Source organism: Kitasatospora sp. NPDC048722 (assembly GCF_040650235.1).
Classification (GTDB): Bacteria; Actinomycetota; Actinomycetes; order Streptomycetales; family Streptomycetaceae; genus Kitasatospora.
This window is the reverse complement of sequence record NZ_JBEZGX010000069.1, coordinates 1-14,799: the sequence shown is the minus strand read 5'-3', so window position 1 is coordinate 14,799 and position 14,799 is coordinate 1. Positions and strand designations below refer to the sequence as shown.

Genomic DNA, 14,799 nt, shown 5'->3' with positions numbered 1-14,799 from the left:
GTCCATCACCCCCGGGCGCGAAAACCGACTGCGCACGGTGGAAAGAATCCCCTTCCACGACCGACCGGATTCGTTCCTCCCACGAATCAATCGATTCCGCCGGCACGAATGCGGCGGCCGACGGAGAATGTCCGCCGGCCGCCGCACGCTCAGGTCGTCACACCGCCGGGAACGGGTCCAGGTCCGGCTTCAGCAGCTGACCGGCCGCCGGCACCTTCTGGTCCACCAGGTAGCGGGTGACCAGCTCGTTCAGCGCCTTGCTGCGGCCGACCGCGCAGTGCTCGATCGAGTCGACGCTGACCAGCACGGCGTTGCCCAGCTCCTGCTGCATCCGCTGCGCGAACTTGTACTGGGTGGCCGGGTCGTAGAGGTTCCCGATCACCATCACGGTGTTCGCGGTCTTGCGGTCCCACGGGCCGGCGAAGCGCTCGGCGTCGACCGCCGGGGCCGGCCAGCTCGCGCACGCCGGCGCGTCGAAGGCCTGGTAGCGGCCGAAGGTGGGCGACTCCTTCTCCCACTTCCGGGCCGCGTTGGCGAAGGCCCGGTCGTTCGACGGGTACGGCTTGTCCTGGCAGTTGACGGCCAGGTACGAGTCGTCGCCGGCGTACTCCGAGTCCGCCGGCGCCTCGCGCAGCGCGTGCGGCACGGCCACCGCGAGCCCGCTCGCGTCGCCCTCGCCCGCGGCCTTCGGAGCCAGCAGCGCGGCCGCGGCGGGCTTCTGGACCGCCTGGTACAGCGCCTGGAGCTGCTTGGCCAGGCCGGCCAGCCGGGACTGCGAGTACAGCGCGTTGGCGACCTGGTCGGTGAAGGTGCTCAGAGTGACCTTGCTGCCGTCGGCCAGCGTGACCGGGCCGTTGTGCAGGCGGTCGCGCAGCCCGTCGAACTTCACCCGGGTGTCGCCCTCGCCGAAGGCGCAGCGCGGGGCGCCCGCGGTCTGGCAGCGCTTCAGGAACTCGTCCAGGGCGATCTCGAAGCCGCCGGCGCGCTGCCGGTCGTACTCCATGCCGTCGCTCAGGCGCAGGTCCGGGTCGACGTTGCCGTCGACGATGACCGCCCGGACCTTGTTCGGGTACATGGCGGCATAGGTGGAGCCGATCAGGGTGCCGTACGAGAAGCCGGCGAAGGTGAGCTGGGAGTCGCCGACGGCGCGGCGCATCCGGTCCAGGTCACGGACCACGTTGATGGTCGACATGTGCTCGATCAGCGGCCCGGCGTTCTTGCTGCAGGCGTCCGTGTAGTCCTGGTCGGCGTCCAGGGTCTGGTTGATCTCGGCCTTGGTGAGCGGCACGCCGACCAGCCGGGCCTGGAGGGCGTCCGCGTCCTCCTGCGTCTTGAAGCACTTGAGCGGGTTGCTCCGGGCCACGCCGCGCGGGTCGAAGCCCACCAGGTCGAAGCGGGACTGGACCTCGGCCCCGAAGCGGGTGGTGGTGGCCCACAGGTAGCCGCTGCCGCCCGGGCCGCCGGGGTTCATGAACAGCGACCCGATCCGCTTCGACGGGTCACTCGCCCGACGGCGCATCATCGCGATGCCGACCTTCTCGCCGTTCGGATTGTCGTAGTCCAGCGGCACCGGGTAGACGGCACAGTCGTAGATGCCCGGGTCCGGCTTGGTCGGGTCGGGGTTGCACGGTGTCCAGGCGACGGGGTCGACCTTCGCCTCTGCCGCCCCCGGCGCCGGGTCGATCGGCGCGGCGGACGCGGCCACGGCGCTGCCGGTGACCAGGGCGAGAGCACAGGTGACCGCTCCGGCCAGCGTGGATATGCGGGACAAGGAACCTCCTCCGGGATGCAAGGGCGGCCCCAGCCTGTCAGCCCGTGATCTCCGTGTGAAGACCTTGTGGCCCCGTAAATCAGCTGCGAATTATTCTGTGAATAGCCGGACTTGACGGTCGGTTTACTCGTCGATCGGCCGTGGGGAGCCGTCCTCGGCGAGTGGTCGGCGGACGGCGTTCACGCCGGGCGGCCCGACGAGGTCCTCGATCCGCTCAGCCGCGCTCCTCGATCGGGCCGACGCCTGCCGCCGGCCGGCTTCGCCGCCGAAATGACCTGACGCGCCCTCACCGTTCGGTTAACGTGCGCCTTCGAACCGCCCGACCAAGGATGTCGTGACACGTGACCCAGCACACCCGCCCCGTCGACCCGACGACCCCCGACCGCTTCATCACCCCGGTCGACCGCGTCTTCGTCCGCACGCACTTCGGCAAGCACCCCGAACTGGACGCCTCCTCCTGGACCTTGACGGTCGAGGGCCTGGTCGACCGCCCCCTGGAGCTCGACCTCCCCACCCTCCTGGCCCTCCCCCAGGCCCACCTCACCGCCGTCCACGAGTGCCTGGGCAACCCGCTCCACCCCGACGTGCCGACCCGCGCCGTCGCGAACCTGGACTGGACCGGAGTCCCGCTGTCCACCGTGCTGGACCTGGCGGGCCCACGTCCCGAAGCCAGGCACATCTGGCTGGAGGGCGCCGACACCGGCAGCTTCGCCGACGAGCACGACATCGCCTACCTCAAGGACCTCCCTCTGGAGCAGGCACGCGCCGAAGTCCTCGTCGCCCACCGGATGAACGGCGAACCGCTTCTGCCCCAGCACGGCTTCCCGGTCCGCGCGGTGGCACCCCGGATGTTCACCACCAACTCGGTCAAGTGGCTGACCCGCATCGTGCTCGCCGCGGAGCGCCCGGACCACCTGTTCACCACGCGCCTCTACACCCGCACCCTGCCGGGTGAGACCGCACCCCGCCCGGCCCGCGAAATCGACGTCAACAGCAAACTGCTGACCCCCCGTCAGGTACCTGCCGGAACAACCGAGCTGGCCGGCCGCACCTGGAGCTACACGGACGTCACCACCGTCGAGATCGCCGTGGACGAAGGCCCGTGGCAGCAAGCCACCCTGGAACCACGCGGCACCCACCCCACCTGGCAGCGGTTCGCCCTCACCCACCACCTCACCCCCGGCCCGCACCGCATCCGCAGCCGGGCGACCGACAGCGCCGGTCGGGTTCAGCCGCCCTCAGGGGCACGCAACGAAGTCCACGAGATAGAAGTCACCGCCTCCTGACACACCTCAGGCGCGCAGCGCGGCGGTGACCAGGCCGCGGATCTCGTCCTCCCCGACTTCGCCACCGCCCACGAGCCGGTCGAACACCAGCGCCCACACCAACGCCCCCGCACCACCACCCCCCTCAACCACCCCCTCCCCGAACCCACCCCAGCGAGAGGGTGCACTGCGGGAGGGGTGGCGGAGGGGGTGGCCACGGAGAGGGGCGTGACGGGTGATTTTCAGGCTGCCAACGGTGAGAACGCCCCAGCCCGGTCGCCGCCGGTCTGCGCAACGCGGCGATCCGGCTCACCCCGCCCGGCGCGATGGTCCGAACGGTACTGAAGCACTCCGACTGGACCCCGCCCCGCATCACCCCCACCTCACGCCCCGCGTAGTGCCACCGAGGCAAGGCACCCCGCCCGGGCTTGACCGGAGAACTGATTAGCCGCCATATTAAATCCATGACGCAGCACCCCGACGCCAGCCACGGCGCCCCCACGCTGGACCAGGCACGCCGCCAGATCGCCCGCTACGGCCTCACGGCCGACCCGCAGGCGGTACTGGTGGCGGCCAGGCTGATGGCGGCGGGCGCCCGGCTCGGACAGGCGGGCGAGGTGCACTTCGGCCGATTCGGACTGTCCACCGGCCGGTACCGGCTGCTGGCCGACCTGGAGGACCACGGCGGCGAGAAGTCGCCGTCCCAGCTCGCGGAGAGCCTCGGCGTCTCGCGGGCGACGGTGACCGGGCTGGTCGACGGGCTGGAGCGGGAGGGCCTGGTGGCCCGCCGGCCGTCCACCGAGGACGGGCGCCGCAACGTGGTGATCCTCACCGCACGGGGGGCACAGCGACTGCGCGACCTCGCACCGGAGCACTACGCCCGGATGCAGGCCATGGTCGGCGGCCTCTCGGTCGAGGAACGGACGACGTTCCTCGACCTCCTGGCCCGCGTGGTCGAGGGCATCGACACGCTCACCACCGACTGACCTCCACGCCGCCCCCGCCCCCAGCCCCACCCACACCCATTCCCAAATGCTTAGCTACCTAACCATCTCGCGCCCACATAATTAGCCACCTAATCACATGCCCTTCCCCGCAGAACAGGAACCCCATGACCAAGAAGGCCCCCGGCGCACCCCCGCCGTTCGTCCTCCGTCGAGAAGTCCTGACCGCCTACGTCATGCCCGCCCTGATGGCCGGCGTCGGCGGCGCCGCGACGCACCGACCCGAGCTGATGATCGCCGCGGTCACCACGATCGCCGGCACCTCGGCCGTCGTCGCAGCCCTCATCGGAGCCCGCCTGCGCCGCCGCCCGCCCCATGCCTGGGCGGCCCGCGCACCCCGTGCCGCCGTCGCGATCGTCCTCGCCGTCACCGCAGCCGCCGCGGCCCTGGCCATCGGCCTCGCCGGAGCGCACTGGCTGCCCCGGATTCCCGCGCTGGCCGACCAGGCCTGGCCCGGCCGCCTCCCCGTCGACCTGCCGCTGTCCTCGGCGATCGCCGCGACCCTCATCACCATCCGTTGGCGCGCCTGCCGCCCACACCGCACCCCGCAGCACCGGAACGACCCCACCCGCCACCCCGAAAGGCAGACCTCGTGATCGTCATCATGGGCGCAGCAGGCGCCACCGGCGGAGCCGCCCTCCGCAGCCTCGCCGTCCTGGGCGCGCCGGTCCGAGCGCTCAGCCGCGACCCCGAGCGCCTCACGACCTCCCTCGACCGCGACCTCGACGCGAGCTCCCGCCCCCTCGTCGAGCCGGTCTTCGCCGACGCGGCCGACCCGGAGTCGCTGCGCAACGCGCTGAGGGGCGCCCACCAGCTGTTCCTCACGATGGCCAACGGCCCGCACCAGGTCGAGCACGAGCTGCGCACGATCGGGGTCGCCAGGGAGTGCGGCGTCGAGCACGTCGTGAAGATCTCCGCCCCGGCCGCCGAGCCGTTGTCCCCCGTGGCCGTCTCGCGCGGACACCACCGGGTGGAGGAACACCTGCGCGCCTCCGGCATGGCGGCGACCATCCTGCGGCCCTACGCGTTCATGCAGAAGCTCCTCCTCCTCGCGCCCGGCATAGCCGCGGCCGGGGTGGTGCACGGCGCGATGGAACGGGCGCGCTGCAACTACATAGACGTGCGGGACATCGGGGACATCGCCGCGGACGTGCTCACCCGGCCGGAGCTGGCGGGCGGCACGTACGAGCTCACCGGCGGACGGGCGTACAGCCATCCGGAGCTGGCCGGGTTGATCGGCGAGCTGCTGGGCCGGCCGGTCCACTACGTCGACCTGTCCCCCGAGGAACTGCGCGCCCACCTGGTGACGAGGGCCGGGATGCCGGAGTGGCTGGCGACCCACGTGGTGGAGATCCAGCGGCTCGCGGTGCTCCGGAAGGAGGAGCCGGACCCGACGATCACCCGCCTGACCGGGCGCGTCCCGCGCACCCTCCCGGCCTTCCTGGAGGAACACCTCCCCCTCTTCCGCTAACCCGCCCCGCGCCACTCCGCCACCCGCACCCCACGGCGGGCCCGGGCAGCGGCCGGAAAACCCCCGATCCGGCCGAAAATCCCGGGCCCGCCACCCGAACAGAGCAGCAGTCCGTGTGGCATGCCTCACGACGCCGATTTTCACCTGACGATCCGTCAAAACGGCTGACGATCCATCACATCAACGCCACAACCCATCAGTTAGCAACTGATGCACAGTCAGATGCGGCCACTGACAGCCGAGTTGCTCCTGCTACCGGCCAGTAGCGCCACCGTCACCCACCGCACCCCCGAGCTACCATCGGTCGGTTGTCCATTCCAGCCCCGGAGTGGAACGGCGAGGACAAGGAGTCACGGGCTGCCATGACAGGTGAACCGAACCAACCGGCCGAACCGAACCAGCCGGACCAGCGCGACACCTCGGCCCGAGCCGTCTTCCCCGGCCGCCCGGCGCCGGCCGCGCGCACGCTCGTGGACGTCCTCGACGCCACCGTGCGCAGCCATCCGAACGAGCCCGCCCTGGACGACGGCCGCACGGTGCTCAGCTACCGCGCCCTGGCCGCCGAGGTCGAGCAGTTGCGCCGCCGCCTGACCGCCGCCGGGATCGGCCCCGGCGACCGGGTGGGCGTGCGCGTGCCGTCCGGCACCAACGACCTGTACGTGTCGATCCTGGCCGTGCTCGCGGCCGGCGCCGCCTACGTCCCGGTGGACGCCGAGGACCCGGACGAGCGCGCGCAGCTGGTGTTCGGCGAGGCCGCCGTCGCCGGCGTCCTGGGCGCCGAGCGGGTCCTCACGACGACCGCCGAGCGCGCGCCCGCGCCGGAGCGCCGTCCCACCCCGGCCGACGACGCCTGGATCATCTTCACGTCGGGTTCCACCGGCCGCCCGAAGGGCGTCGCCGTCACCCACCGCAACGCCGCCGCGTTCGTCGACGCCGAGGCCGCGCTCTTCCTGCAGGAGGAGCCGATCGGCCCGGGCGACCGCGTGATGGCGGGCCTGTCCGTCGCGTTCGACGCCTCCTGCGAGGAGATGTGGCTGGCCTGGCGGCACGGCGCGTGCCTGGTGCCGGTGCCGCGCTCGCAGGTGCGCAGCGGCGCGGACCTCGGCCCGTGGCTGGCGGACCAGGAGATCACCGTGGTCTCCACCGTGCCGACGCTCGCCGCGCTGTGGCCGGCCGAGGCGCTGAACGAGGTACGGCTGCTGATCTTCGGCGGCGAGGCCTGCCCGCCCGAGCTGGTGCAGCGGCTGGTCACCGAGGGCCGCGAGGTGTGGAACACCTACGGCCCGACCGAGGCGACCGTGGTGGCCTGCGCCGCGCTGCTGACCGGCGACGGCCCGGTGCGGATCGGCCTGCCGCTGGACGGCTGGGACCTCGTCGTGGTCGACGAGGCCGGGCAGCCGGTCGCGCCCGGCGGCACCGGCCAGCTGGTGATCGGCGGCGCCGGCCTGGCCCGGTACCTGGACCCGGAGAAGGACGCCGAGAAGTACGCGCCGCTGCCCTCGATGGGCTGGGAGCGCGCCTACCGCAGCGGGGACCTCGTCCAGGCCGATCCGGCCGGGCTGCTGTTCCTCGGCCGCACCGACGAGCAGATCAAGCTCGGCGGGCGCCGGATCGAGCTCGGCGAGGTCGACGCGGCGCTCCAGGCGCTGCCGGGCGTCGCGGGCGCGGCCGCCGCCGTCCGCACCGCGCGCGGCGGCAACCAGCTGCTGGTCGGCTACCTGGTCCTCCACGGCACAGACGGTGCTCAGGACACTCAGGACACCCACGAGCCCTTCGACCGCGAGAAGGCCGTCCAGCGCCTGCGCGCCGAGTTGCCCGCCGCGCTCGTCCCGCTGCTCGCACCGGTCGACACGCTGCCCACCCGGACGTCCGGCAAGGTCGACCGCAACGCCCTGCCCTGGCCGCTGCCCGACCTGGAGACCGCCGGCCCGACCGAGCAGCTGTACGGCACCGAGGCCTGGCTGGCCGAGCAGTGGTCCGAGATCCTCGGGGTCACGGTCGGCGGCCCGCGCGACGACTTCTTCGCGATCGGCGGCGGCAGCCTGGCCGCGGCCAGGCTCACGACGCTGCTGCGCACCCGCTACCCGAGCGCGGCCGTCCTCGACATCTACCAGAACCCGACGCTGCGCAAGCTGGCCCGGCACCTGGAGCGCACCGCCGCCGACGGCGGCGAGGCCCGGACGATCAGCCCGGTGCCGACCAGGGCCAAGCTGCTGCAGCTGCTCCTGATGTTCCCGCTGTTCACCGTGGTCGGCCTGCGCTGGACGGTGGCCCTGCTGGCGGCCGGCAACCTCCTCACCCACCTCGGCGACCACCCGTGGGCACCCACCGCCTCCTGGTGGGCGGTCGGCGCGGGCGCGCTCGTGCTGTACACCCCGGCGGGCCGGCTCGCGATCGCGGCGGGCGGCGCCCGGCTGCTGCTGCGGGGCCTGCGCCCCGGCAGCTACCCGCGCGGCGGCAGCACCCACCTGCGGCTGTGGGCCGCCGAGCGGCTGGCCGAGGCGAGCGGCGCGACGGAGCTGTCCGGGGCCTGGCTGGTGCACTACGCCCGCGCGCTGGGCGCCAAGGTCGCGCCCGAGGTGGACCTGCACTCGCAGCCACCGGTCACCGGCATGCTCAAGCTGGGCCGGGGCTGCGCGGTCGAGGCCGAGGTGGACCTGTGCGGCTACTGGCTGGACGGGGACCGGCTGGAGGTCGGCCAGGTCAAGGTCGGCTCCGGCGCCGTGGTCGGCACCCGGTCGACGCTGCTGCCGGGCGCCAGGATCGGCAAGCGCGCCCAGGTGGTGCCGGGTTCCAGCGTCACCGGCCAGGTCCCGACCGGCCAGCTCTGGGGCGGGGCGCCCGCCGTCAAGCTGGGCCGCGCGGAGCGCGCGTGGCCGAAGGAGCGCCCGGCCCGCCGGGCCCGCTGGTCCGCGATGTACGGCGCCAGCGGGGCGGCGCTGACCCTGCTGCCGGTACTGCCGGCGGCCGCCGCCCTCGCGCTGCTCTCCCTGTTCGTCCGCCCCGGCGACGACCTCGGCGCGGCCGTGCGCGGCGCCCTGCTCGGCCTGGTGCCCGCGACCCTGGCGTACGGCGCGGTGTACGCGGCGCAGCTGGTGGCCGCCGTCCGGCTGCTGAGCGCCGGTCTCGTCCCGGGTGTGCACGCCCTGCACGGCCGGGTCGGCTGGCAGGCGTGGACGGTCACCCAGCTGATGGACCGCGCCCGCGAGGTGCTGTTCCCGCTGTACGCGGGCCTGGTCACGCCGCTGTGGCTGCGGGCGCTCGGGATGCGGGTCGGCCGGGGCGCCGAGGTGTCCACGGTGCTGGCGCTGCCGAGCCTGACGACGGTCGGCGACGGGGCCTTCCTCGCGGACGACACCCTGATGGCGCCGTACGAGCTCGGCGGCGGCTGGGTGCGCCTGGGCGAGGCGAAGGTCGGCGAGCGGGCGTTCCTCGGCAACTCGGGGATGACGGCGCCCGGGCGGGCCGTGCCCAAGCGGGGCCTGGTCGGGGTGCTGTCGGCGACGCCGGAGAAGGCCAAGAAGGGCGGCTCGTACCTGGGCATGCCGCCGATGCGGCTGCCGCGCTCGGCGGACGAGTCGGACCAGAGCCTCACGTACGAGCCGCCGGCCCGGCTGCTGTGGGCGCGCGGGCTGGTCGAGCTGGCCCGGGTGGTGCCGGTGCTGGCCTCGGGCGCGCTCGGCGTGCTGACCGTCGCGGCGCTGTCCCGGCTGGCCGGCTCGTCGGCACTGCTGGCCGCGGCGCTGTCGGGCCCGGTCCTGCTGGCGGCCGGCGGCGTGGCCTGCGCGGTCGCGGTGCTGGCCAAGTGGGTGCTGGTCGGCCGGTTCCGGGCGGTCGAGCACCCGCTCTGGAGCGGCTTCGTGTGGCGCAACGAGCTCGCCGACACCTTCGTCGAGGTGCTGGCCGTGCCGTGGCTGGTCGGCGCGGTCCCGGGCACGCCGCTGCTCAACCTGTGGCTGCGCGCGCTCGGTGCGCGGGTCGGACGCGGCGTGTGGTGCGAGAGCTACTGGCTGCCGGAGGCCGACCTGGTCACCCTCGGGGACGGGGTGAGCATCAACCGGGGCTGCGTCGTGCAGACCCACCTCTTCCACGACCGGATCATGCGGATGGATACTGTGGTCCTCCGCGAGGGCGCCACCCTGGGCCCGGGCGGGATCGTGCTGCCCGGCAGCACGGTGGGCGAGCGCAGCACGCTGGGCCCGGCCTCGCTGGTGATGCGGGCCGAGTCCGTCCCCGCCGACACGCGGTGGCTGGGCAACCCCATCGAGGCGTGGCAGCCCACGTCATGACCACCAGTCCCGGCCCGCAGGAAGCGCACCACGACCCCGTGAAGCCCAAGCACGTCCCGGCGGCCGCCGGGGCACCGGACCCGTACTTCCCGAACAGCGGCGACCACCGCTTCCGGGTGCACCGCTACGAGCTGGCACTGGACTACCGGCCCGGGCCCAACCGGCTCGGCGGCTCGGCCCGGCTGAGCGCGGTCGCGAACGCGGCGCTCGGCGAGTTCGCGCTGGACCTGGCCGAGTTCCGGATCGGCCGGGTGCTCGTGGACGGCAAGGCCGCCCGCTACACCCATCGCGGCGGCAAGCTGCGGGTTCGTCCGGCGAAGGCGCTGACGGCGGGCGCGGCGTTCACGGTCGAGGTGCACTACAGCGGCAACCCGCGGCCGGTGCGCAGTCCGTGGGGCGGCCTGGGCTGGGAGGAGCTGACGGACGGCGCGCTGGTGGCCAGCCAGCCGGTCGGCGCGCCCTCGTGGTTCCCGTGCAACGACCGGCCGGCGGACAAGGCGACCTACCAGATAGCGGTCACCACGCCGTCGCCGTTCACGGTGGTGGCGAGCGGGCGGCTGCTGACCCGCACCACCCGGGCGTCCAGCACGACCTGGGTGTACGAGCAGAGCGCGCCGACCTCGTCGTACCTGGTGACGGTCTCGATCGGCCACTACCTGCCGGTGCCGCTCACCGAGCGCCCGGCGGTGCCGCAGACGGGGTACGTGCCCGAGCGGCTGGCGGCCTCGTTCGCGCGGGACTTCGGCCGCCAGCCCGCGATGATGGCGTACTTCACCGACGTGTTCGGCCCGTACCCGTTCGGCGAGTACGCGGTGGTCGTCGCGGACGAGGAACTGGACGTCCCGGTGGAGGCGCAGGGCGTCGCCACGTTCGGCACCAACCACCTCGGCAGCGGCTGGGAGCGGGAGCGGCTGGTCGCGCACGAGCTCGCGCACCAGTGGTTCGGCAACAGCGTCACGATCGCCGACTGGCGGCACATCTGGCTGAACGAGGGCTTCGCCAAGTACGCGGAGTGGCTCTGGTCCGAGCACGCGGGCGGCCCGGCCGCCGCCACCCACGCCGCCGCCGCGCACGCGCTGCTGGCGGGGTTCCCGCAGGACCTGCGGCTCGCCGACCCGGGCCGGAAGCTCATGTTCGACGACCGGCTCTACCAGCGCGGCGGCCTCGCCGTGCACGCGCTGCGGTGCGCGCTCGGTGACGTCGCCTTCTTCGGGATGCTGAAGGACTGGTTGAGCATCCACCGGCACGGCGTCGTGGCCACCGCCGACCTGGTCGGGCACGCCTCCCGCTACACCGAGGCGTCGCTCACGGACCTCTTCGACGCGTGGTTGCACCGGCCCGGACTCCCGCCGCTGCCGGGCGGGCCGGACGCCTCCCGGTGGAGGTAGGGCCTCCAGCACCGGTACGGCCGCTCCGCGGACGACCGTTAATCACCTGAGCGGTTCACCGGACTGAACTACTGTCCGATCATGAGTACTCCGGAAGAGCACATGACGGACCTGCCCGAGGGGCTGCTGCCCACCACCCGCCGCGCCCTGTTCCACCGCACCGCCGTGGCCCAGGCCGAGGGCCGCACGCCATCCCTGGTCGCCGCGGTGGTGCGCGACGGCCGCCCGGTCTGGAGCGGGGCCCGCAGCATGGTGGACGGGCACGCGCCGACCCTCGACGTCCAGTACCGGATCGGCTCGCTCACCAAGACCATGATCGCCGTCCTGGTGCTACGGCTGCGCGACGAGGGCCTGCTCGACCTCGCCGACCCGCTCGCCCGCCACCTGCCCGGCACTCCTGCCGACGACGCCACGATCGCCCAGCTGCTCGCGCACTCCGCCGGACTCGCCGCCGAGACGCCGGGCCCCTGGTGGGAGCGGACCGACGGCGCCCTGCGGCCCGCCCTCGGCGACCTGCTCGAAGCGGAGAAGCCGCTCAAGCACCCGGCCGGGCGCCGCCACCACTACTCCAACCCCGGCTACGCCCTGCTCGGCGCCCTGGTGGAGGAGCTGCGCGGCGAGCCCTGGTACGCCGCGCTGCGGCGCGAGGTGCTGTCCCCGCTCGGCATGGACCGCACCACGCTCCTTCCCGAGCAGCCGCACGCCGGCGGCTTCGCCGTCCACCCGTGGGCCGACGTCATGGTCCCCGAGCCCCTCACCGACACCGGGCGCATGGCTCCGGCCGGCCAACTCTGGTCGACCGCCTCCGACTTGGCCCGCTGGGCCGCCTTCCTGACCGTCGGCGACGACAAGGTGCTCGCCGCCGACACGATCACCGAGATGCGCCGCCCCGCCGTCGCGCCGGACAACCCCGACTGGACCACCGCCTACGGCCTCGGCCTCCAACTCCTGCGCCACGAAGGCCGGGTGCTGTACGGACACAGCGGCTCGATGCCGGGATTCACCGCCGGACTGTGGGTCAGCGCACCTGACGGCCTCGCGGCCCTCGCCCTCGCGAACGCCACCAGTGGCACCAACACCCCGCTGCTGGCCGCCCAGTTGATCGCCATCACCGCCGAGCACGAGCCGCGGATCCCGGCGCCCTGGCGCCCGCTGCCCGAGGTGGACCAGGACCTGCTCGCGCTCACCGGCCCCTGGTACTGGGGCGCCGCCCCGCACGTCCTGCGGCTCACCGCCGACCGCGGCCTCGAACTCGGCCCGCTCGGCGGCGGCCACCGCAACTCGCGCTTCCGCGCCGAGCCGGACGGCACCTGGACCGGGCTCGACAACTACTACGCCGGCGAGACCCTGCGCGCCGTCCGCACCGCCGACGGCAGCGTGAGCCACCTCGACCTCGGCTCCTTCGTGCTCACCCGCGAACCGTACGGCCCGGCCGATGCCGTCCCCGGCGGCGTGGACCCGGAGGGCTGGCGGGCGTACTGACCGCGCCCGCGAACACCCGACCGACGGCCCCGCCGGGCGTACTCGGCGGGGCCCTGTCGTGTCCACCCCCACCCGGCGAGCGCCGAACGACCCGCAGGTGCCCCGCAGATGACCACCGGGCAAGGGTGGTCCCATTCAACAGCTGCACATCTGCCCTCCGCCGAACGGCAACGTGAATTCCAGCCGACTCGGACAGACATACCGGTGACCGGTTCGCGCCCGTGCCCAGCGCGTGCGGACCGGGCCGGCGCCACGAGAACCGCGGCGCCGCCGCCCGTGCTGCCCTGGAGGGTCCGCCATGACCACCGTCCCCACGTACGCTCCGACCGCAGTCGCCCCCACCCACGACGCCCCGGCGGTGCCCGCCCAGCGCCAGGACCCCCGGCCCGCGCCCGTCTACACCGTCGCCCTCGCCCGCGACGAGGACGACGTCCGCGCCGCCCAGCGGTTGCGCCACCAGGTCTTCGCCGACGAGCTCGGCGCCGTCCTGCACAGCCCGGTCGCCGGCCTCGACGTCGACCCCTTCGACGAGTACTGCGACCACCTGCTGGTCCGCGAGGGCGAGGACGGCGCCGTCGTGGGCACCTACCGGCTGCTGCGCCCCGAGGCCGCCCGCCGGGCCGGACGGCTCTACTCCGACGGCGAGTTCGACCTCTCGGCGCTCACCCCGGTCCGCCCCGGCCTGGTCGAGGTCGGCCGCTCCTGCATAAGCGCCGAGCACCGCGGCAACGGCGCCGTCATCAACCTCATGTGGGGCGCCATCGCCCGCTACATGGCCGAGACCGGCAACACCTGGCTCGGGGGCTGCTGCTCCGTCCCACTCGACGACCGGGGCGCCACCGCCGCCCGCGTCTGGGACGCCGTCAGCGCCAGGCACCTGGCCCCCGAGGAGTACCGCGTGACCCCGCACCGGCGCTGGGACGCCACCGGCGTGCCCCGCGCCGAGCGCGGCGCCCTGCCGGCGCTGCTCCGCGGCTACCTGCGCCTCGGCGCCTGGGTCTGCGGCGAGCCCGCCCACGACCCGGACTTCGACTGCGCCGACCTCTACGTGCTGCTGTCCCTGGAGCGCACCGACCCGCGCTACCTGCGGCACTTCCTCGCCGGCGTGCCCGGCCTGCCGTCGGCCGGGCCGAAGTGAGCGAGCGGTGGGGGCACCTCCCGGTCGCCAAGGCGGGGAGAGAGGCGGGCGCATGAGCGTCTGGCTGCCGACCGCGCCCTGCCGCCCGGAGACCTGCCTCGTCGAGACCTCGCCGGAGGTTCCGCGCCTCCGGCGGGCGCTGCGGCTCGCGCTCTGCCTGGCGGCGGTGGTCGCGGGCGTCGTGCTCACCCTGCCGGTCCGCTTCCTCCCGCACGAGCCGCGGGACCGGATGATCCGGCTCTGGGCCCGCGCGCTGCTGCGCTCGCTCGGCGTCACCGTCCGCCTCGACAAACCCACCGGCGCGGTCGGCGGCGGGATGCTCGTGGTCGCCAACCACGTGTCGTGGCTGGACATCCCGCTGATCGCCGCCGGGCGCCCGGGCCGCTCGCTGGCCAAGACCGAGGTCCGGCGCTGGCCGGTGCTCGGGCCGCTGGTCGCCTGGGGCGGCACGGTGTTCCTCGACCGGGACCGGCTGCGCACCCTGCCGGACACGGTCGGGGCGGTCGCCCGCGAGCTGCGCGCCGGCCACCCGGTGATCGTCTTCCCGGAGGGGTCGACGTGGTGCGGACGGGAGAGCGGGCGGTTCCGTCCGGCGCTCTTCCAGGCCGCCGTGGACACCGGTGCCTTCGTCCAGCCGGTGACGATCCGCTACCGACTGGCTGACGGGCGGCCGACCAGCGCGCCGGCCTTCGTCGGCGAGGACGGACTCCTCACCTCGCTCGCCCGGGTGGTCGCGGTGCGCGGACTCGTCGCCGAGGTGACGTTCCTGCCGCCGATCCCGGCCCCCGAGCCGCAGCCCACCCGCTGGGGCGCCCGACGGGAACTGGCCCGGGCGGCGCAGGTGGCGGTCGAGGGGATCCGGTGAGACCCGCCCGGTGACGGCGTCACCGGGCTCGGACCCCGGGGCCGTCCGCCGGGCTGTCGCGACGCCGAGCGAGAAGGTCGCGGTGGCGTAGAGGAAGGCCAGCTCGGGCAGGGTCCAGCCGCCGAG

11 protein-coding genes are annotated in these 14,799 nt (G+C 74.0%); 9 read left to right on the top strand and 2 right to left on the bottom strand.

The features are described 5' to 3' along the window. Positions 1-157: 157 nt before the first annotated feature. Positions 158-1,771, bottom strand: coding sequence for an alpha/beta hydrolase (locus AB0C76_RS34975; RefSeq protein ID WP_359973448.1), 1,614 nt, complete (start codon positions 1,769-1,771; stop codon positions 158-160). Positions 1,772-2,112: 341 nt separating this feature from the next. Here AB0C76_RS34975 and AB0C76_RS34970 point away from each other — a divergent pair, with 341 nt between their 5' ends. After that, positions 2,113-3,057 carry a molybdopterin-dependent oxidoreductase gene (locus tag AB0C76_RS34970; RefSeq protein WP_359973446.1) on the top strand — a complete coding sequence of 315 codons (945 nt, stop codon included), beginning with the start codon at positions 2,113-2,115 and terminating at the stop codon, positions 3,055-3,057. A 6-nt stretch (positions 3,058-3,063) separates the two neighbouring features. Here AB0C76_RS34970 and AB0C76_RS34965 read toward each other — a convergent pair whose 3' ends face one another. Further along, positions 3,064-3,189 (bottom strand): hypothetical protein, encoded by a 126-nt coding sequence (locus AB0C76_RS34965; RefSeq protein WP_359973444.1) that lies wholly within the window; start codon positions 3,187-3,189, stop codon positions 3,064-3,066. A gap of 311 nt (positions 3,190-3,500) precedes the next feature. Between AB0C76_RS34965 and AB0C76_RS34960 the strand changes: the two genes are divergently transcribed. The 8 genes from AB0C76_RS34960 to AB0C76_RS34925 all read left to right on the top strand — a co-directional run bounded on the left by AB0C76_RS34960 (position 3,501) and on the right by AB0C76_RS34925 (position 14,673). Next, positions 3,501-4,022 (top strand): MarR family transcriptional regulator, encoded by a 522-nt coding sequence (locus AB0C76_RS34960; protein ID WP_359973442.1) that lies wholly within the window; start codon positions 3,501-3,503, stop codon positions 4,020-4,022. Between the two features lie 125 nt (positions 4,023-4,147). After that, positions 4,148-4,636, top strand: coding sequence for a hypothetical protein (locus AB0C76_RS34955; protein ID WP_359973440.1), 489 nt, complete (start codon positions 4,148-4,150; stop codon positions 4,634-4,636). An 8-nt stretch (positions 4,637-4,644) separates the two neighbouring features. Next, positions 4,645-5,511 carry an NmrA family NAD(P)-binding protein gene (locus AB0C76_RS34950; RefSeq protein ID WP_359973438.1) on the top strand — a complete coding sequence of 289 codons (867 nt, stop codon included), beginning with the start codon at positions 4,645-4,647 and terminating at the stop codon, positions 5,509-5,511. Positions 5,512-5,873: 362 nt separating this feature from the next. Then, the gene (locus AB0C76_RS34945) at positions 5,874-9,800 is read left to right on the top strand and encodes a Pls/PosA family non-ribosomal peptide synthetase (RefSeq protein WP_359973436.1); all 3,927 of its coding nucleotides are present in this window, start codon (positions 5,874-5,876) and stop codon (positions 9,798-9,800) included. Further along, positions 9,797-11,188: a M1 family metallopeptidase gene (locus AB0C76_RS34940; RefSeq protein WP_359973434.1), complete on the top strand. Its 1,392-nt coding sequence runs from the start codon at positions 9,797-9,799 to the stop codon at positions 11,186-11,188. Before AB0C76_RS34945 ends, AB0C76_RS34940 begins: the two co-directional genes overlap by 4 nt. Before the next feature lie 102 nt (positions 11,189-11,290). After that, on the top strand, positions 11,291-12,670 hold the full coding sequence (locus tag AB0C76_RS34935; RefSeq protein WP_359973495.1) for a serine hydrolase domain-containing protein: 1,380 nt from the start codon (positions 11,291-11,293) through the stop codon (positions 12,668-12,670). Positions 12,671-12,968: 298 nt separating this feature from the next. Then, positions 12,969-13,808, top strand: a complete 840-nt coding sequence (locus AB0C76_RS34930) for a GNAT family N-acyltransferase (RefSeq protein WP_359973432.1) — start codon at positions 12,969-12,971, stop codon at positions 13,806-13,808. Positions 13,809-13,860: 52 nt separating this feature from the next. Beyond that, positions 13,861-14,673, top strand: a complete 813-nt coding sequence (locus AB0C76_RS34925; RefSeq protein ID WP_359973431.1) for a lysophospholipid acyltransferase family protein — start codon at positions 13,861-13,863, stop codon at positions 14,671-14,673. The last annotated feature ends 126 nt before the right edge of the window (positions 14,674-14,799 follow it).